Annotated in this window: 15 protein-coding genes; 3 read left to right on the forward strand and 12 right to left on the reverse strand. The window is 72.2% G+C overall.

The window, feature by feature from the left end; translation table 11 throughout:
• Positions 1–72: 72 nt before the first annotated feature.
• The 4 genes from msrB to ACFXKZ_RS04760 form a co-directional block, all read right to left on the reverse strand.
• Positions 73–483 (reverse strand): peptide-methionine (R)-S-oxide reductase MsrB, encoded by a 411-nt coding sequence (gene msrB / locus ACFXKZ_RS04745; protein ID WP_379996377.1) that lies wholly within the window; start codon positions 481–483, stop codon positions 73–75.
• A gap of 70 nt (positions 484–553) precedes the next feature.
• Positions 554–1,981 carry a UDP-N-acetylmuramate--L-alanine ligase gene (gene murC, locus ACFXKZ_RS04750; RefSeq protein ID WP_379996379.1) on the reverse strand — a complete coding sequence of 476 codons (1,428 nt, stop codon included), beginning with the start codon at positions 1,979–1,981 and terminating at the stop codon, positions 554–556.
• A gap of 59 nt (positions 1,982–2,040) precedes the next feature.
• On the reverse strand, positions 2,041–2,517 hold the full coding sequence (locus tag ACFXKZ_RS04755; protein ID WP_379996381.1) for an indole-3-glycerol phosphate synthase: 477 nt from the start codon (positions 2,515–2,517) through the stop codon (positions 2,041–2,043).
• Between the two features lie 137 nt (positions 2,518–2,654).
• Positions 2,655–3,395 (reverse strand): dihydrofolate reductase family protein, encoded by a 741-nt coding sequence (locus ACFXKZ_RS04760; protein ID WP_379996383.1) that lies wholly within the window; start codon positions 3,393–3,395, stop codon positions 2,655–2,657.
• 31 nt (positions 3,396–3,426) lie between these two features.
• On the opposite strand from ACFXKZ_RS04760, the gene zapE reads away from it, so the two are divergent.
• Positions 3,427–4,467 carry a cell division protein ZapE gene (gene zapE / locus ACFXKZ_RS04765; RefSeq protein ID WP_379996385.1) on the forward strand — a complete coding sequence of 347 codons (1,041 nt, stop codon included), beginning with the start codon at positions 3,427–3,429 and terminating at the stop codon, positions 4,465–4,467.
• Positions 4,468–5,321: 854 nt separating this feature from the next.
• A complete protein-coding gene (locus ACFXKZ_RS04770; protein WP_379997300.1) occupies positions 5,322–6,194 on the forward strand; it encodes a PPK2 family polyphosphate kinase in 873 nt (290 codons plus the stop codon).
• A 49-nt stretch (positions 6,195–6,243) separates the two neighbouring features.
• Here the strand turns inward: ACFXKZ_RS04770 and treZ are convergent, their stop codons facing one another.
• From treZ to ACFXKZ_RS04790, 4 genes are all read right to left on the reverse strand, one after another.
• Positions 6,244–8,004: a malto-oligosyltrehalose trehalohydrolase gene (gene treZ / locus ACFXKZ_RS04775; RefSeq protein ID WP_379996387.1), complete on the reverse strand. Its 1,761-nt coding sequence runs from the start codon at positions 8,002–8,004 to the stop codon at positions 6,244–6,246.
• An 84-nt stretch (positions 8,005–8,088) separates the two neighbouring features.
• Positions 8,089–10,380, reverse strand: coding sequence for a malto-oligosyltrehalose synthase (gene treY, locus ACFXKZ_RS04780; protein ID WP_379996389.1), 2,292 nt, complete (start codon positions 10,378–10,380; stop codon positions 8,089–8,091).
• 75 nt (positions 10,381–10,455) lie between these two features.
• Complete coding sequence (gene glgX / locus ACFXKZ_RS04785) at positions 10,456–12,570, reverse strand: glycogen debranching protein GlgX (protein ID WP_379997302.1); 2,115 nt, start codon at positions 12,568–12,570, stop codon at positions 10,456–10,458.
• Between the two features lie 185 nt (positions 12,571–12,755).
• The gene (locus ACFXKZ_RS04790) at positions 12,756–12,959 is read right to left on the reverse strand and encodes a hypothetical protein (protein ID WP_379996391.1); all 204 of its coding nucleotides are present in this window, start codon (positions 12,957–12,959) and stop codon (positions 12,756–12,758) included.
• A gap of 309 nt (positions 12,960–13,268) precedes the next feature.
• Here ACFXKZ_RS04790 and ACFXKZ_RS04795 point away from each other — a divergent pair, with 309 nt between their 5' ends.
• Positions 13,269–14,687 (forward strand): SAV2148 family HEPN domain-containing protein, encoded by a 1,419-nt coding sequence (locus tag ACFXKZ_RS04795; RefSeq protein ID WP_379996393.1) that lies wholly within the window; start codon positions 13,269–13,271, stop codon positions 14,685–14,687.
• Positions 14,688–14,739: 52 nt separating this feature from the next.
• On the opposite strand, the gene ACFXKZ_RS04800 is transcribed toward ACFXKZ_RS04795, so the two are convergent.
• Genes ACFXKZ_RS04800 through ACFXKZ_RS04815 form a run of 4 tightly spaced genes read right to left on the reverse strand, consistent with a single transcriptional unit; the run spans position 14,740 to position 18,096 of the window.
• Complete coding sequence (locus tag ACFXKZ_RS04800) at positions 14,740–15,627, reverse strand: phosphotransferase enzyme family protein (RefSeq protein WP_379996395.1); 888 nt, start codon at positions 15,625–15,627, stop codon at positions 14,740–14,742.
• 24 nt (positions 15,628–15,651) lie between these two features.
• Positions 15,652–16,389: a sirohydrochlorin chelatase gene (locus ACFXKZ_RS04805; protein WP_379996398.1), complete on the reverse strand. Its 738-nt coding sequence runs from the start codon at positions 16,387–16,389 to the stop codon at positions 15,652–15,654.
• 2 nt (positions 16,390–16,391) lie between these two features.
• Entirely contained in the window at positions 16,392–17,312 is a 921-nt protein-coding gene (locus ACFXKZ_RS04810) for an ABC transporter permease (RefSeq protein WP_379996400.1), read from the reverse strand.
• Complete coding sequence (locus ACFXKZ_RS04815; RefSeq protein ID WP_379996402.1) at positions 17,299–18,096, reverse strand: ABC transporter ATP-binding protein; 798 nt, start codon at positions 18,094–18,096, stop codon at positions 17,299–17,301. Before ACFXKZ_RS04815 ends, ACFXKZ_RS04810 begins: the two co-directional genes overlap by 14 nt.
• Positions 18,097–18,112 lie beyond the last annotated feature (16 nt).

Below are 18,112 nucleotides of genomic sequence, written 5' to 3' on the forward strand. Positions count from 1 at the left end.
CGCACCGTCCGTACCGATGTTTGAACGGGCGGCGGCGCTCGGGCCGGCCGTAGGGCCGACCCGCGCCTCGGCTCAGCCCTGCGGGTCCGGCTCCAGGGTCAGCGAGATGGAGTTGATGCAGTAGCGCTGGTCGGTGGGCGTCCCGTAGCCCTCACCCTCGAACACGTGCCCCAGGTGCGAGCCGCAGGTCCCGCAGCGCACCTCGACCCGGGTCATGCCCATCGTGTCGTCCTCGATGTATTCGACCCGGTCCTCGGCCAGCGGCGCGTAGAACGACGGCCAGCCGCAGTGGCTGTCGAACTTGGTGTCGGAGCGGAACAGCTCCGCCTTGCACGCCCGACAGCGGTAGACGCCGGTCGTCTTGGTCTCGGTGTACTCGCCCGTCCAGGCACGCTCGGTGCCCGCCCGACGCAGCACCCGGAACTCGTCCGGGGTCAGCTCGGCCCGCCACTGGTCGTCGGTCTTCTCGATTTTGTAGGCCATGTGCACATCCAACACGCAACGGCGCCGCGACGTTCCCCGAGGGACGGCACGGCGCCGGTGGGCGGACGGCTCAGCGAGCGGCGGCGGTGCCGCGGGCGCGGATGGTGTCCAGGATCTCCGGGCCGAGCAGGGTCACGTCGCCCGCGCCCATGGTCAGGACCAGGTCGCCGGGGCGGGCCAGCGCGGCCACCGAGCCGGCCACGTCGGACCAGCTGTGCTCGGTGCGCACCAAGCCGCCGTTGTCCAGCGCGGCGTGCGCGACGATGTTGCTGGTCACGCCGGGCTGCGGGTCCTCCCGGGCGGCGTAGATGTCCATCACCACGGCGATGTCGGCGGCGGCGAGCGCGCGGCCCATCTCCACCCCGAGCTGCTGGGTGCGGCTGAACAGGTGCGGCTGGTACACCGCGATCACCCGGCCCGCGCCCACCGCGCCGCGGGCGGTGGCCAGGTCGGCGGCGATCTCGGTGGGGTGGTGCGCGTACGAGTCGACGACCCGGATGCCGCCCTCCTCGCCTTTGAGCTGGAACCGCCGGCGCACGCCCTGGTAGTTGGCCAGCCCGTCGGCCATGCGCCGCGGCTCGACACCCAGCGCCAGGCCCACCGCGAGCGCCATTACCGCGTTGGACGCGTTGTGCCGCCCCGGCACCGCGACGGCCAGCACCAGCTCGCCGCCCACGGCCTTGCCGTGCACGGTGACCCGGCTGCTCAGGCCCGACGCCTCGATCTGCGTCAGGCGCAGATCCGCGGCCTCGTGCTCGCCGACGGTGACCACGTTCAGCGTCGGCGCGGAGACCGCCAGCCGCTCGCGCAGGGCGCCGGCGCCCGCGTCGTCGGCGGAGAGCACCAGCGTGCCGCCGGGCACGATCCGGCCGGCGAAGATCTCGAACGCGTCGAGCACGTCGTCCAGCGAGCCGTAGTTGGCGTGGTGGTCCAGCTCCACGTTCAACACCACGGCCACCTCGGGCGCGTACTTGTGGAAGCTGCGGTCGCTTTCGTCCGCCTCGGCCACGAAGATCTCGCCCAGGCCGTGGTGGGCGTTGCTGCCCGCTTCGTTGAGGTCGGCGCCGATCGCGAAGGAGGGGTCCAGGCCGAGCGAGGTCAGGCCGACCGCGAGCATGCTCGTCGTGGTGGTCTTGCCGTGCGTGCCCGCGACGGCCACCGAGCGCCGGCCGTCCATCAGCCGGGCCAGCGCGTCCGCGCGATGCACGATCGGGATGCCCCGCTCGCGCGCGACGACCAGTTCGGGGTTGTCCTCCCGGATCGCCGAGGACACGACCACGCACGAGACGTCCTCGGCGACGTTCGCCCGATCGTGGCCCACATGCACCGTGCAGCCGAGCCGGCGCAGCGCCAGCACCTGGGTGGAGTCCTTGGCGTCGCTGCCGGAGACCCTCGCGCCGCGGATCGCGAGGATCTTGGCGAGCCCCGACATGCCGGCGCCACCGATGCCGACGAAGAACGGGCTGCCGAGGTCGACGGGCTCGGCGGGGGGTGCCATGAAGCGGGCTCCTTCGAGTGGGGTGGACCCGCGTTCGGCGCGGGCTCCCCGCGATTGTGTCAGCTCATGTCGTGTGCGAAGAGCTTGAGCACCGGCACGCCCACGTTCTGTCGGGCCCGCGAGGCCCAGTCGCGGTGGAAGACCTCTTCGATGAAGTGCGGGTCGGTGAGCACGATCACCTCGTCGGCGTGGTGCCGGTCGACGATCTGCTTGAGGGTGTCCAGCGGGTCCCGGCCGGGGGTGGTCTCGCCGACGGCGTCGGCGCCGCTCGCGCGCAGTGCCGCCACGCTCGCCTCCAGGGTGCGTCGGGCCGCCTCCGCGCCGTCGTCGGGGCCGGGCCGCTGCTCGATGTCCTCGGCCGCCTCGTCCAGGCGCACCAGGGCCACGTCGTCCAGCGCCTGGAGCAGTTTGCGGTGGTCGGCCTTGCCGGGCAGGACCACCACGAACGACGTCTCGACGCCCTCGTGCAGGCCGGTCACGAACGCGACGTCCGCCTCGTTCAGGACCTTTTCCACGAGCAGCACGATCGTGTACACGCAACTCTCCCTTGATCCATCGGCCGAGCCGGGTGTCTGTGCCCCATCTGCCCGGGAGTTCACCCTCCCACTTTCGCCGACCGGCGGGCGCCGCCGGGGCCGCCGCAACGGCCCCGGCGGGGTGCCGAAGGCACGCGTTACGCGCGGACGTAGCGGGAGAACAGCGCGCCGTTCTCTTCGAGGATCGAGATCGGGCGCATCGCCTGTGCCTCGGGGAGCGCGGGGCCGGCCAGGAGCCGGTGGGCGGGTCCCGAGGTCAGCAGCGGGCTCACGGTCAGACACAGCTCGTCCAGCCGGCCGCACGCGGCGATCTGCGCCAGTACGTGTGGGCCGCCCTCGGTGAGCTGCCGGGTCAGCCCGCGGGCGGCCAGCGCGTCCAGGGCCAGGCCCAGGTCGACCCGGTCGCGCCCGGCCAGGAGCACGTCGCCGTACTCGGCCGCCGCCGCCAGGCCCTTGGGCTGGGCCTCCTCGCAGGTGATCACGATGGTGGGGGTGACCGCCTCGGTGAACAGCGGCGTGGTGAAGTCGATGGCGAGGCTGCGCGAGACGATCGCGATCACCGGCGCGGGCAACTGCCCGGCGGCGGCCCGGGCGGCGGCGTAGGCGGGCCTGGGGCGCGGCGGCCGGTAGCCCTCCTGGCGCACGGTGGCGGCGCCCACCACGATCACGTCGGCCAGGCCGCGCAGCACGCCGAACACGCGCTTGTCCGCGGGCGAGGACAGTCCGGCGGAGAGGCCGTCGGGGGCCTGCGCGGCGCCGTCCAGGCTCGCCACCATGTTCGCCCGCAGCCAGGTGCGGTCGGGGGGATAGGCATAGGCCTCGACCAGGTCGACGTCGGGTTCGTCGGGGGTGGAGGGCACGGGAAGGAGACGGCGCATGCGACCGAGTTTCGCACGCGTCGTAGGCTTGATGATCGTGTCCGTAGCTCCTGTGTCGTTGACCACGCGCCACCCCAGCGTCCCCACCGACCGCCTCGTCGCCGAGATGGTGCCGCCGCCGCGGTTCGGCGACGTGCGTTTCGACACGTACATCCCCGACCCGAATCAACCCGGGCAGGCCGCGGCCGTGGTCCGGCTGGAGCGGTTCGCGGCGGAGCTGAACGGGGACGGCGCCAAGCGCCGCTGGTTCCGCCGGGAGCAGGCGGCCGGGCCGAGCGGGATCTACCTCGACGGCGGCTACGGCGTCGGCAAGACCCACCTGCTGGCCTCGCTGTGGCACGCCTCGCCCGGCCCGAAGTCGCTGTGCACCTTCGTCGAGCTGACCAACCTGGTCGGCGCGCTCGGATTCCGGCGGACCGTCGAGGCGCTGTCCGGACACCGGCTGCTGTGCATCGACGAGTTCGAACTCGACGACCCGGGCGACACCGTCCTGGTGTCCACCCTCCTGGGCAAGCTCGCCGACGCCGGCGTCAAGCTCGCCGCGACCTCGAACACGCTGCCGGACAAACTCGGCGAGGGACGGTTCGCCGCACAGGACTTCATGCGCGAGATACAGGGGTTGTCCTCGCGCTTCGAGGCGTTGCGCATCGACGGCGAGGACTACCGGCACCGGGGCCTGCCGGCGGCGCCCGCGCCGGTGGCCGAGGACATGGTCACCGCGGCCGCCGAGACCGCGCCCGACGGCGCCGCGCTGGACGACTTCCCCGCGCTGCTCGCGCACTTGGCCACGGTGCACCCCAGCCGCTACGGCGCGATGCTCGACGGGATCACCGGTGTCTTCTGGCACGGGGTGCACCCGGTCGAGGACCAGGGCACCGCGCTGCGTCTGGTGGTGCTCGCGGACCGGATGTACGACCGCGAGCTGCCGGTGGTGGCCTCGGGCGTGCCGTTCGACGAACTGTTCACCGAGGAACTGCTCGGCGGCGGCTACCGCAAGAAGTACCTGCGCGCGATCTCGCGCCTGGTTTCGATGGCCCGCGACGGCGCCGAGCGCATCCCCGCCCCTCGCTGATCCGCCGCCGCGGTACCGCCCGTGGGCGATCGGCGGGTCGGTGCGGCATCATCGGACCCGGGTCCCGACGACGCGGAGGCAGCGGCATGGCGAAGAAGGCCGACGGCAGGAGTGCAGGCAGGGCCGACCGGGGCGCGAAGGGGTCGACGCCGGTGGGCCTGGGCGAGGCCCCGGACGCCGAGGCGGTCGTGAAGGGGGCGACGGCCACGAAGAAGGCAGCCAAGGCCGCCAAGCCCGCGAAGGCCGCCAAGTCCGCCAAGCTCGACAAGCCCGCGAGGGGCGACAAGCCCGCGAGGGGCGACAAGCCCGCGAAGGCCGCGAAGCTCGACAAGCCCGCGAAGCTCGACAAGGACAAGGCCGCCAAGAAGGCCGCCAAGCTCGACAAGGTCGCCCGAGCCGCGAAGGCGGACCGGGTCGACGAGGCGGCCAAGGCCGCCAAGAAGGCCGCGAAGAAGGCGGCCAAGGTGCTCAAGGCCGAGCGCGAAGCGCAGGCCGACCTCGCCAAGGCGGCGAAGAAGGCCACGAAGAAGGCCGATCGTAAGGCCGCCGAGGCGTTGGAGGCCGCGGCCGAGCGGGTCGCCGCCGAGGCCGCGAAGGCGGCCAAGGCACTCGCGAAGCAGACCGAGGCCGAGCGCGCGATCGCCGAGGCACCGGCCGCGGACCCGGAGCCCGCCGTCGGCCCGGCCGTGCACCTGGTCGCCGACCCGGCGGACGATCCGGACCCCGACGCCGACCCCGCTGCCGACCCCGCTGCCGAGCCCGCCGTCGACCCGACCGCCTCGCCCGCCGTCGAGCCGGGCCTGGCCGAGCAGGTGCCCGAGCCCGCCCCGCCCCGGCTCCGGGTGCTCGTCGAGGTGCCCGCCGAGAAGTACGCGCCCCCGGCCGATGTGCCGTCCGTACGGGCCGCGTTGCGGCTGCCGGGCGGCCCGGTGGACCTGGCCGCGATCGACCCGCGCGCCACGCCGAGCTTCGCGGGCGACAAGGCCGACGCGCTCGCCGACATCGGCGCGATGGGACCCCGGCTGGCCGAGCTCCAGGAGCGGCTGTACGCGCAGGCCGTGGCCGGCGGCGCGCGCCGCCGGGTGCTCCTGGTGGTCCAGGGCATGGACACCTCCGGCAAAGGCGGCACGGTCAAGCACGTGATCGGCCAGTTCAACCCGTCGGGCTGCCACATCCACGCGTTCAAGGCGCCGACCGAGGAGGAGCTCGCCCACCCGTTCCTGTGGCGGGTTCGCACCCAGGTCCCCGGGCCCGGTCTGATCGGCGTGTTCGACCGCTCGCACTACGAGGACGTACTGATCGCGCGGGTGCGCAACCTGGTCCCGCGTCAGGTGTGGTCGCGCCGCTACGCCACGATCAACCGCTTCGAGCAGGGCCTGGCCAAGGACGAGGTGACCGTGATCAAGGTCTTCCTGCACATCTCGCCCGAAGAGCAGAAGGAACGCCTGCTGGCCCGGCTCGACAACCCGGACAAACACTGGAAGTTCAACCCGGCCGACATCGACGAGCGTTCCGTGTGGCCCGACTACCGGACCGCCTACGAGGCCGCGCTGGAGAAGTGCGACGGCGACGCGGCACCCTGGTACGTGGTGCCGGCCGACCGCAAGTGGTACCGCAACTGGGCGATCAGCCGGCTGCTCCTGGAGCACCTGACCGAGTTGGACCCCCGGTACCCGGCGGGCGACTTCGACGTCGAGGCCGAGCGCAAGCGCCTGCTCGACGCCTGAGCGTCCCGACCACCCGGGCCGGCGGTCGCGGTCGGCGAGGCGGCACTCCCTAGCGGGTGCCGATCCGGACCACCGCGACCGAGGTCGCGGGCAGCCGCAGGGTGGTGCCGACCAGGCCCCGGCGGATCTCCGCGCGGTCGTCCCAGGCCGCGACGATCTCCGCCGCCCCGGTGCCCATCGGCAGCGTCGCGGGCTGCTCGGCCAGGTTGACCGCGGTACGGAACGCGCCCCGGTGCACCATCAGCCAGCCGGCGGTCTCCTCGAAGCTGACCTGCACCCGGGTCAGGTCCGGGTCGGTCAGGTTCTCCCATTCCCGGCGCAGCGCGATCAGCCGCCGGTACCAGGCCAGCAGGGCCGCGTGCGGGGCGCGGGCGGGCTCCTTCCAGTCCAGGCACGAGTCGCGCACGGTCTGCGCCGACTGCGGGTCGGGGATCTGCGCCGCGTCCCAGCCGTGCGAGGCGAACTCGGCGCGGCGGCCGTTGCGTACCGCCTCGGCCAGCTCCGGGTCGGTGTGGTCGGTGAAGTATTGCCAGGGCGTGGACGCGCCCCACTCCTCGCCCATGAACAACATCGGGGTGAACGGCGCGGTGAGCACGAGCGCGGCGCCCGCCGCGAGCAGGGCCGGCGGCAGGGTCGCCGAGATCCGGTCGCCGGTGGCCCGGTTGCCGACTTGGTCGTGGGTCTGGAGGTAGCCCAGGAAACGGTAGGCGGGCATCCGCGAGGTGGGCACCGGGCGGCCGTGCGTGCGCTCGCGGAACGAGGACCAGGTGCCGTCGTGCAGCCAGACCCGGGTGAGCGTCTTGGCGAGGGTGCCCATCGAGCCGAAGTCGCCGTAGTAGCCCTGGCGTTCGCCGGTGAGCAGGGCGTGCAACGCGTGGTGGAAGTCGTCGCTCCACTGGGCCTGCACGCCCATGCCGCCACTCTCGCGCGGGGTGACTACGCGGGGGTCGTTCAGGTCCGACTCGGCGATCAGGAACAGCGGCCGGCCGGTGGCGGCGGCGAGCTTGTCCACCGCCTCGGACAACTCCTCCAGGAACGGCACCGCGCGGTTGTCCGCGAGCGCGTGCACCGCGTCCAGGCGCAGTCCGTCCACGTGGTAGTCGCGCAGCCACATCAGCGCGCTGCCGACCAGGTAGGCGCGGACCTCGTCGGAGCCCGGGCCGTCCAGGTTCACCGCCGAGCCCCACGGGGTGCGGTAGCGGTCGGTGAAGTAGGGGCCGAAGGCGGGCAGGTGGTTCCCGGACGGGCCCAGGTGGTTGTGCACGACGTCGAGGATCACACCCAGGCCGTGCACGTGGCAGGCGTCCACGAACCGCTTGAGGCCGTCCGGGCCGCCGTAGGGCTCGTGCACCGCCCACGGGCACACGCCGTCGTAGCCCCACCCGTGCCGGCCCGGGAACGCGGACACCGGCATCACCTCGACGTGGGTGACGCCGAGGTCGACCAGGTGGTCGAGCCGCTCGACGGCCGCGGCGAACGTGCCCTCGGTGGTGAACGTACCGATGTGCAGCTCGTAGACGACCGCGCCCGGGAGCGGCCGGCCGGTCCAGGCCCCGTCGCCCCACGCGTACGCCGCGTGGTCGACCACGCGGCTCGGGCCGTCGGGGCCGGTGGGCTGCCACGGCGACCGCGGGTCGGGTAGCGGGTCGTTGCCGTCGATGGCGAACGCATAGTCGCTGCCGTGTACCGCCGTCGGTACGTCCGCCTGCCACCACCCCGGCCGGTTCGCGTCGCGCATCGGCTTGCGTCGGCCGTCGACGACGACCTCCAGGGACGACGCTTTCGGAGCCCAGACCTCGAACCTGACCACGATGGTTGTGTCCTTTCGGGAACGGGTGCGAACGGGGGAGCGGGTGCGAACGGAGGGGAACGGTCCGGCGCCGGCCCCGGCCGGTCAGCCCCGGGTGAGCAGGGCGACGGGCAGGTCCTCCAGGATGTGCCGCAGGCGGGCCTGGCCGGTGTACGTGCCGCCGGTCAGCGCGTCGACCCAACGGCCCTCGGGCAGCGGGAGCAGCGCGCCGCCCCAGTCGCCCTTGGCGGCGAGACCGGCCGGCAGCCGGGTCGCCACGGTGATCGCCTCGCCGCCGCGGATGAAGGCGATGGCGTGGTCCGCCTCCTTGCCGCGAGCGCGCAGCGGCGTGTAGGCGCCGGCGAACCAGTCGGGATGCGCGCGGCGCAGCCGCAGCGCGGCGGAGGTGACCTTGAGTTTGAGCGTGTCCAGCGGGCCGTGCTCGCGCCCGAAGTCGACGGGGGCCCGGTTGTCCGGGTCGACGAGGGTGTACAGCGCCAGTTCGCCGCCCTGGTACACGTCCGGTACGCCCGGCATGGTCAGCTGGACCAGCTTGGCGCCGAGCGAGACCGCGTGTGCGGCGCGGTCCACCACGGCGCCGAAGTCGGCGATGTCGGCCGTGAGTTCGTCGTCGGCGAGGACGGCGCGCACGAATGCCTCGCTCGCCGTCTCGTAGTCCGGGTTCGGGTCGGCCCAGGTGGTTTCCCGGGCCGCCTCGCGCATCGCCTTGCGCAGGTAGGCGACCGCCCGGTCCGGAGTGAGCGGCCAGGCGCCGACCAGGGTCTGCCACAGCAGGTAGGTGTCGTAGCGGTCCGGGCCGAAGCGGAATTCGGAACGGTGCGGTCGGGACCGGTCGTTCCAGGCGTGCACCCGCTGCGCCCAGTCCTCGGGGATCTCCGCGAGCACCGACAGGCGGGCCCGGACGTCCTCGCTGCGCTTGGTGTCGTGGGTGCTCAGCGTGGTCATCGTGGTCGGGGACATGCGCCGGCAGGCGGCGTGGAACCCGGCGATGTCCAACCCGAACGTGTCGGGCGCGCCGCCGACCTCGTTCAGCGAACTCAGGGTGTACCAGCGGTAGAACGCACGATCCTCCACGCCCTTGGCCGCGAGCGCCGCCGCGACCTGGCCGAAGCGAATGCCGAACTCCCCGTCGGCGAGCGCCAGTTCGGCGATCTCGCGGGCCGCCTCGGAAACCTGCCCCGGGACTCCCGTCAGGGCCCGGGCCATCGCGGCGATCGAGCCGGGACCGGCGCCGGGGTAGGGGCGGTAGGTGGGGAACGCGGTCAGCAGCGGGGGCAGCGCGCGGCCGACGTCGCCGGCTCCGGCCACCGGCTCCAGCCGGTCCAGGGTGCGGCGCAGCCGGGCGAACTCGGTGGCCAGGCCGCCGGCGAGGACCTCGGCCCTGGCTTCTTGTGCGAGGTAGTCGAAGCCTTCGCGCACCCCGGTTTGTTCGCGGTGCAGCGCGCGCAGCGGGCCGGCGCCCTCGGGGTCCAGGAAGAGGTTGTCCACCCGGCGCAGCGCGTCGTAGCCGGTGGTGCCGTCGCAGGCCCAGTCGGCGGGCAGGGTCTCCTCGTCGGAGAGGATCTTCTCCACCACGATCCACGCGTTCGGCGCGGCGGCGCGCAGCCGCTCCAGGTAGGCGCGCGGGTCGGCCAGGCCGTCGGGGTGGTCGATCCGCAGCCCGTGGATCAGGCCCTCGTTCAGCAGCCGCACCATGGTGGCGTGGGTGGCCGCGAAGACCTCGTCGTCCTCTTGGCGCAGGGCGATGAGGCCGGCGATGGTGAAGAAGCGGCGGTAATTCAGTTCGGTGTCGGCGCGCCGCCAGTGCGCGAGTTCGTAGTGCTGGGCGGCGAGCAGTTCGTCGAGCGCGAGCTTTTCGGTGCCGGGCCGGAGCGGGAACTCGTGGTCGTGGTAGCGCAGCACGTGGCCGTCCACGATCAGCTCGTCGGCGACCTCCTCGACCGGGCCGCCGAGCACGGGCAGCAGGACGCGCCCGTCGTGCCGGGTCCAGTCGATGTCGAACCAGCGGGCGTAGGGCGAGTCGGCCCCCTCGCGCAGCGTCTCCCACAGCGGCCGGTTCAGCGACTCGGGTGCGGGCACCGCCATGTGGTTGGGCACGATGTCCACCACGATGCCGAGCCCGTGTGCGGCGGCGGCCGTCGCCAACTCGCGCAGCCCGTCCTCGCCGCCGAGGTCGGCGGACACGCGCGAGTGGTCGACCACGTCGTAGCCGTGGGTGGATCCGGGGACGGCCTGCAGGATCGGCGACAGGTGCAGGTGACTCACCCCGAGCGAGGCGAGGTGGGGCACGGCTGCGGCGGCCTCGGCGAACCCGAAGGCGGGTTGCAGCTGGAGCCGGTAGATGCCGGTCGGAACACGAGAAGGCGACGAGGTCATGCCGACAAGCTTCCCCGGACATCCGCGACCTACCACCCGCCGGGGTGGTGAAACCCACGCCGGCGGGTGATCGGGTCACGGTCGTTGCAGGACCACCAGCGAGCGGGGCTCGACGGTCTGGGCGGCGCCGCCCTCGATGGTGGGGCGGGACTTGGGCTCGTGTATCACCGTCTTGTCGTCGGCGGTGTCGACCACCACGGTCCAGGATCGGCCCAGGTCCGCGGGGATGGTGAACTCCTCTGCCTCGTGCGAGGCGTTGAACAGCAGCAGGAACGAGTCGTCGGTGATCTTTTGGCCGCGCGGGTCCGGTTCCGAGATGGCGTTGCCGTTGAGGAAGACGGCGACCGACTTGGCCGCGGCCGCCCACCAGTCGCCGTCCGACATCTCCTCGCCCGTGGGGGTGAACCAGGCGATGTCGGTCAGCTCGTCGTGGGTGCCCTGGACGGATCTGCCGTGGAAGAAGCGGCGGCGCCGAAAGACCGGGTGTTCGGCGCGCAGCCGGGTCATCATCCGGGTGAATTCGAGCAGGTCGGGGCCCTCGCCCTCGGGCCAGCGCACCCAGGAGAGTTCGTTGTCCTGGCAGTAGACGTTGTTGTTGCCCTGCTGGGTGCGGCCGAACTCGTCGCCGTGCGCGATCATCGGCACGCCCTGGGACAGCAGCAGCGTGGCGATGAAGTTGCGCTGTTGGCGGGCGCGCAGCGCGAGGATGTCCGGGTCGTCGGTCTCGCCCTCGACGCCGTGGTTCCAGGACCGGTTGTGGCTCTCGCCGTCGCGGTTGTCCTCACGGTTGGCCGCGTTGTGCTTGTCGTTGTACGACACCAGGTCGTGCAGCGTGAAGCCGTCGTGGCAGGTGACGAAGTTGATCGAGGCGATCGGTCGGCGGCCGTCGTCCTGGTACAGGTCGGAGGAGCCGGTCAGCCGCGAGCCGAACTCGGCGAGGGTGCGCTCCTCGCCGCGCCAGAAGTCGCGCACCGTGTCGCGATACTTGCCGTTCCACTCGGTCCACAGCGGCGGGAAGTTGCCCACCTGGTAGCCGCCCTCGCCGACGTCCCACGGCTCGGCGATCAGCTTGACCTGGGAGACCACCGGGTCCTGCTGGACCAGGTCGAAGAACGAGGACAGCCGGTCCACCTCGTGGAACTGCCGGGCCAGCGTGGCGGCCAGGTCGAAGCGGAACCCGTCCACGTGCATGTCGGTGACCCAGTAGCGCAGCGAGTCCATGATCAGCTGCAACACGTGCGGGCTGCGCATCAGCAGGCTGTTGCCGGTGCCGGTGGTGTCCAGGTAGTAGCGCTTGTCGTCGGCGAGCCGGTAGTAGGACGCGTTGTCCAGGCCGCGGAAGGACAGTGTGGGGCCCAGATGGTTGCCCTCGGCGGTGTGGTTGTAGACCACGTCGAGGATCACCTCGATGCCCGCCGCGTGCAGCGCCTTGACCATCGAGCGGAACTCCTGGACCTGCTGCCCGCGTTCGCCGGTGGAGGAGTAGGCCGCGTGCGGCGCGAAGAAGCCGATCGTGTTGTAGCCCCAGTAGTTGCGCATCCCCAGGTCGGACAACCGGTGGTCCTGGACGAACTGGTGCACCGGCATCAGCTCGATCGCGGTCACCCCCAGGCTCACCAGGTGCTCGATCACCGCCGGGTGCGCCATGCCCGCGTAGGTGCCCCGGATTTCCTCGGGCAGGCCCGGGTGGCTGCGGGTCAGCCCGCGCACGTGCGCCTCGTAGATCACCGTGTCGTGGTAGCCGGTGCGCGGCGGCCGGTCGTCGCCCCAGTCGAAGTAGGGGTTGATCACCACCGAGTTCATCGTGTGCGGACCGGAGTCGGTGGTGCTCATCAGATCCGGGTGTTCGAACGAGTAGCCGTACATCGACTCGTGCCAGTGCACCTCGCCGCACATCGCCTTGGCGTACGGGTCGAGCAGCAGCTTGTTCGGGTTGCACCGGGCGCCCGCGGCCGGGTCGAACGGGCCCTGGACGCGGTAGCCGTAGCGCTGCCCGGGTTGGATCCCGGGCAGGTAGGCGTGCCGGACGAAGGCGTCGGCCTCGCGCAGCTCGATGCGCTCCTCGGTGCCCTCCTCGTCCAGCAGACACAACCAGACGCGTTCGGCGGCCTCCGAGAAGACCGCGAAGTTGGTGCCGGCGCCGTCGTACGTGGCGCCCAGCGGATACGAATGACCGGGCCAGACCTGCATGAGCAACCTGCTTTGTCGCGGATCGTGCTTCGGCAGCATTTCGGCAGCTTGCAGTCTCCCGTACCGGACCCGATCCGGGGGTGCAATCCACTCCGGCGTCCCCCGGTCGGGTGGATTTCATGCCTGGAGCGGGCGTCGTCCGGTCGGCCGAACCGATCGTTGCCGATCATTTGTGGTCGTAACGGTCAGATCCAGTCGAGCAGTTCGGCGGCGAGCATTTCCTCCCGGCAGGGCCGGGCGCCGCCGCACGAGCACGCCACGCCGTCGCTGCCGGGGGTCGCGGTGCGCCGATGGTGCGCGAAGATCCCCGCGACCACATCGCGATACCGGGCGAAATCGTCCTCGGCGCCGTCGTGTACCGCCGGGATCCTGCTGTTCGTGGCCAACATGACGACCTCCTGGGTGCCACGGTTCCTGCCGGATGAGACGGATCGTCGATCCGTCTCGGTTGCGCCCCGGACCAGGAGGAGGGAAGACCCTCCCCCATCCGGCAATTGTTTCGCTGGGACATTGCGTTGCTCGGCAGAAGTTGCCAGAGCGTGTCGAGTCCCCCCAATCGCCTTACGCCATCCGGGTAATGCCGGTGGATTCGTCACCCGAACGGGGCACGCCGACCGGCCCGCGCGGGCCCCCCGAGGCCGCCGGGTTTCGCTATACGCTCGTTCGGTTCCGGCTCGACGACGAACGGATGGGACGCGATGGCCGATCGGGAGTCCAACCCGCCACCCTCGACAACCGACGAGGATCCCGCGGCGGGGACGAGTACGACCGGCCTCGACGGCACGACCGGATTCGGCTCGGGCGGCGACACCTTCCCGGACCCGTACGCCCCCTATCCCGACGGCGATCCCCCGGGCGGCACCGCCGGCCTCCCGGGCACCGTCGGACTCACCGACACCGGCTCGTTCGCCCTCGACCCGGGCGGCCTGCCCGGCCCCCGCCACGCGGCCGCCGGCACCGCCGTCCTGGACGGTTCCGGGCCGCCCGACCCGCTGCCGGGGATAGACCCCGCGACGCTCACCTGGACCGAGGACGACTGGGCCGCCGCCCTGCTGCGTGGGCGCCGGGCAGGTCGGGCGTACGTGTACCTGAACCTGATCGAGCAGCGGCTGCGCGCGGTGATCAGCGCGGTGCTCGTCCCCGTCTACGGACCCGGCGAGCACCCACACGACGACGGCGCCTGGGTGCTCGCCGCGGCCGGCAACGTGCAGAACGAATGGGTCGAACGAGCCGAGGCGGTAAGGGAGATGAGCCGCCGGCGCGGCTACATCGTGGACCCCGCCGACGACGAGCTGATCGCCTTTTTGACCCTGCCGCAACTGCGCGAGCTGATGGTGCGCAACTGGTGGTGCTTCGAGCCCTTCCTGCCGGACCGGCGCAAGCTGGAACGCGCCCTGGAGGAGGTCGAGATCGGCCGGCACATCGTGGCCCGCAACCGGGTGCTCTCGCCCGACGTGCTCGCCCAGGTGGAACGCGCGTGCCTGCGCGTGCTGGCCATGCTGGACGGGCCGCTCGCCGAACAGGGCGACCGGCGGCTGGCCCTGGACGCGGTCGAGGAGTTGTTCGCCGGGCGCTACGCCGACGTGGTGGGCGTCTTCCAGGACCGCTCCGCGCTGCAGCGCCGGTTGCCCTTCGCCGACCTGGTCGACGGCGCGCGCGGGATCGACGCGATGGGCGTCTCGCTCAACCTGCTGTGCCAGAACTACTCGGGCCGCGATCTGGCCCGACTCGGCGCCGGCGGGTGCGACATGCGGCTGCTCTTCCTCAACCCGGCGGGCGACGCGATGAAGCAGCGCGAGCGCGACGAGGGCATCAAGAAGGGACTGCTGTCCCGGATGACCACGCTCAACATCCTGCACATGCGCCGCGTCCGGGCGAAGCTGCGCGAGCCGCGCCGGATCGAGATCCGCCTCTACGACGAGGCGCCGCGCTTCGGCGCCTACCTGGTGGACGGGGACGTGGGGCTGATCCAGCCGTATCTGCGGCACGCGCGCGGCGTCGAGTCGCCCGCGTTCGTGTTGCGCGCCGACGCGGCGGGTGGCTCCGCGCGCGGGCTCTACCCGCTGTTCCAGGAGGAGTTCGAGCAACTGTGGGCGGCGGGCAAGCGGACCTCGTGAGCGCCGGGGCGCCGGGGCCGGAACGCGTGCCGGTCGAGCGCCGGAGCGCCCGTCAGAACGCGTGCCAGCGCGTCTCGGTGTCACCGGTGCGCAGGGTGCGGACCCGGTGGTGGAACTCCTCCTCCGCCGCCGGGTTGCCCGGCACGTGCTGGGCCACCCACGCGGTGGCGGCCAACTCGCGGGTGTCGCGCAGCACCCGGTAACCGGCCCACTCGGTCACATCGAAGCCGTACTTGCGGGCGAACCGCCGCTCCGCGCCGTCGGGCAGGCCGTAGCGGGCGGCGGCCATCGGGGTGAGCACCAGGTCGAACTCGCGCAGGTCGTGCGCGACCGTCTCCCAGTCCAACAGCAGTGCCCGGCCGCCGTGTACGCCCACGTTGCGCAGCAGCGCGTCGCCGTGGATCAGGCCGGTCGGCAATGCCGGGGTCAGCTCGCGACAGGCCGCCTCCAACTCGTCGCGGCGCGCCGACAGATAGCGCCGATCGGCCAGCCCCACCGCCGCGTCGGCCGAATCCAACCAGGTCTCCACCAGCGCCAGCGGATGCCGCGCGGGCAGCGCGAACGGCGGCGCGGGCAACGCGTGCAGCTTGCGCAACAGCCGGGCCAGATCGCCCACGTTCGGCTCACGCTCGGCCGGCGGCAACAACTCCCAGAAAGTGACCGGGCGTCCGTCCACCAACACCGGCCGGGCCTCGACCCCGGCCGCCGGTCGCACCGCCGGGAAGTCCTGTTCGGCCAGCCAGCACGCGACCGCGATCTCGCGCCGCGCGCGCTCGGCCAGATGCGCTCCTCGGGCCACCCGCGCGACCAGGCCCGGACCGGGCAGCGCGAACACCGCGTTCTCGCCGAAGGAGAGCAACGTCGCGTCGGCGGACGGCACTCCGACCTCCGCACACGCGCGCACGAGCACCGAACGTTCGCCGGCCACCGAGTCGATCACGCCGGTGATGGTACCGGTCCGGACTCAGGCGGAGAGCCCGGATCTCGACGGCAGCGCCGCGTCGTAGCGATCGAGCACCAACCGGGCGATTTGGGGGGTGTCCGCGACCGGTTCGGTGACCAGTTCGGCACCGGCCGCAAGCGCCTGTTCGACGATGCGGTCAGGCAGGATCCCGGGCGCCAGCATGCAGGACGCCACCACGATCCGCTCGGCGCCCAGGGAGCGCAACCCCTCGATCGCGGCGGCGACCGTGGAGCCCTGGTGGACGGAGGCGAACGCGGGGACCACGGCGCACCAACCGGTACGCCGCCACTCCCGCGCGACGATGGTGGTCACCGCGTTCGCCTCCGGATCGGTGGAGCCCGCGGTGGCCAGGACGACGCCGTATCGGGCGTCTCCCGGCCGTATCCCGGCCTCGTGCATGCGCAGGTTCAAAGCGTCGAGCAACAGCGGGGACGGGGCCAGCGTGGCCGTCTGATGCACCGTCAAGCCGCGATGGCGCAGTACGTTCGGCACGTCCTGCTTGGCGTGGAACGCCGGGGTGAACAGCAGCGGCACCGCGACCGCGGTGCCCGCCCCGGCCGCGGCCAACTCGGCCAACCGTTCCGGCACGCGCGGCCCGCAGTGGTCCAGATAGCCGATCTCCACCCGCAACCCGGGCCGCAGCGCGCGCACCCGCGCGGCCAGGGCGGCCATCGCCGCGGCATGCCGGGGATCGCGGCTGCCGTGCGCGACGGCCAAAAGCGGGGGAGCGAGGTTCATGGCTATGCGCCTCCGGTCAGTCCGCGTCGGCGCAGCACCACACGTTCGATCGGGGTGAACACCAGCATGTCGATGCCGATGCCCACGATCAGGATCAACACCACCGCGGTCAACATCATCGGCATGTCGCCCAGGTCTCTGCCCTGGTTCATCAACTGGCCCAGACCCACGCCGAGTTCCGGCCCGGCCGCGATCAGCTCGGCAGCCATCAGCGAGCGCCAGGAGAACGCCCAGCCCTGCTTGAGGCCGGCGAGGTAGCCGGGCAGCGACGCGGGCAACATCACGTGCCACACGCCGTTGAGCCCGCGCGCCCCGAGCACCCGGCCCGCGCGCAGGTACAGCGGAGGGATCTGGTCGATGCCGGACACCAGACCGTTCGCGATCGAGGGCACCGCGCCGAGCAGCACCACCGCGTAGATCGCGCTGTTGTTCAGCCCGAACCAGATCACCGCCGGCGGTACCCACGCGACCGAGGGCAACGATTGGAGCCCGGACAGGATCGGTCCGATCGCCGCCCGGATCCAGCTCACCCGGGCCACGATCAGACCCAGCGGGGTGCCGATGGCGACCGCGATCGCAAAGCCCAGGATGCCTCGGGAGAGGCTGGTCCACAGGATGTCGAAGACGGTGCCCTTGTTCCACTGCACCATGAACGCGTCCCACACGTCGGCGGGGCTGGGCAGCGCGTAGCGGGGCTTGAGCTCCATCCAGTAGGCGATCTGCCAGGCCACCAGCACCAGCAGGATCGCGACGACCGGCGGCAGCACCTTCTCCAGGAGCACCCGACCGAACGACGCGCGCTCCTTGTCGTACGTCTCCAGCGCGTCCAGCCCCGCCTCGAGGCCGGCGAGGTCCGCCGCGTCGGGCTCCGTGGCGTCGGCCCCCGCCGCGGGGGCGGACTTGGTCAGATCAGGCGCGGCCATGGCGGCGGATCTCCCCTCGCAGGTGGTCGGTGATCTCGACGGACAACTCCGATACGCCGGCCGATTCGATCCGGCGCGGCTGCGGGATGTCGATGGTCCATTCACGGGCGATCCGCCCCGGGCGCGAGGACATCAGCACGACGCGCTGGGCCAGTCGTACCGCCTCGCGCACGTTGTGCGTCACGAACACCACGGAGCGGCCGGTCTCCGCCCAGATCCGGGTCAGTTCGTCGTGCAGCACGTCGCGGGTGATCGCGTCCAGGGCGGCGAACGGCTCGTCCATCAGCAGCAGATCGCCGGCCTGCGCCAGCGCGCGCGCCAGTGCGACGCGCTGGCGCATGCCGCCGGACAACTCGTGCACCCGCTTGTCGTACGCCTCACCGAGCCGGACCAGCCCGAGTAGCGCCTGGGCCTCGGCGCGGCGCTGCTCGCGCGGCACCCCGCGCAGTTTCAGGGCCAGTTCGATGTTCTTGCCCGCGGTCAGCCAGGGAAACAGCGCGTGGTCCTGGAACATCAGCGCGGGGCGCCCGCCGGGGACCTCGATGGTGCCCGAGGTCGGCTGGTCCAGGTCGGCTATCAGGTTGAGCACAGTGGACTTCCCGCAGCCCGACGCGCCCAGGAGGCAGACGAACTCGCCCGGGGCCACGGTCAGGTCGATGCCGTCCAGGACCGGGGCACCGCCGGAGCGGCCGAACACCTTGGTGACCTGGTCAAGGCGGACCGCGAAGCCGGTTCCGACGGGGGTCGTGGCCTGGGGCGTGGCCTCGCTGATGGTCTGGGTCATGTCCGGATCACCTCTC

Origin of the sequence: Embleya sp. NPDC059237, from assembly GCF_042754105.1 — a bacterium.
In the GTDB taxonomy this organism is placed as follows: Bacteria; Actinomycetota; Actinomycetes; order Streptomycetales; family Streptomycetaceae; genus Embleya.

Excerpts from the sequence above, each read along its gene's own strand:
- msrB (WP_379996377.1), bottom strand. The coding sequence starts at position 483 with ATGGCCTACAAAATCGAGAAGACCGACGACCAGTGGCGGGCCGAGCTG.
- ACFXKZ_RS04790 (WP_379996391.1), bottom strand. The coding sequence starts at position 12,959 with ATGTTGGCCACGAACAGCAGGATCCCGGCGGTACACGACGGCGCCGAG.
- ACFXKZ_RS04815 (WP_379996402.1), bottom strand. The coding sequence starts at position 18,096 with ATGACCCAGACCATCAGCGAGGCCACGCCCCAGGCCACGACCCCCGTC.
- ACFXKZ_RS04810 (WP_379996400.1), bottom strand. The coding sequence starts at position 17,312 with ATGGCCGCGCCTGATCTGACCAAGTCCGCCCCCGCGGCGGGGGCCGAC.
- ACFXKZ_RS04805 (WP_379996398.1), bottom strand. The coding sequence starts at position 16,389 with ATGAACCTCGCTCCCCCGCTTTTGGCCGTCGCGCACGGCAGCCGCGAT.
- ACFXKZ_RS04795 (WP_379996393.1), top strand. The coding sequence starts at position 13,269 with ATGGCCGATCGGGAGTCCAACCCGCCACCCTCGACAACCGACGAGGAT.
- zapE (WP_379996385.1), top strand. The coding sequence starts at position 3,427 with ATGATCGTGTCCGTAGCTCCTGTGTCGTTGACCACGCGCCACCCCAGC.
- treY (WP_379996389.1), bottom strand. The coding sequence starts at position 10,380 with ATGACCTCGTCGCCTTCTCGTGTTCCGACCGGCATCTACCGGCTCCAG.
- glgX (WP_379997302.1), bottom strand. The coding sequence starts at position 12,570 with ATGCAGGTCTGGCCCGGTCATTCGTATCCGCTGGGCGCCACGTACGAC.
- murC (WP_379996379.1), bottom strand. The coding sequence starts at position 1,981 with ATGGCACCCCCCGCCGAGCCCGTCGACCTCGGCAGCCCGTTCTTCGTC.
- ACFXKZ_RS04760 (WP_379996383.1), bottom strand. The coding sequence starts at position 3,395 with ATGCGCCGTCTCCTTCCCGTGCCCTCCACCCCCGACGAACCCGACGTC.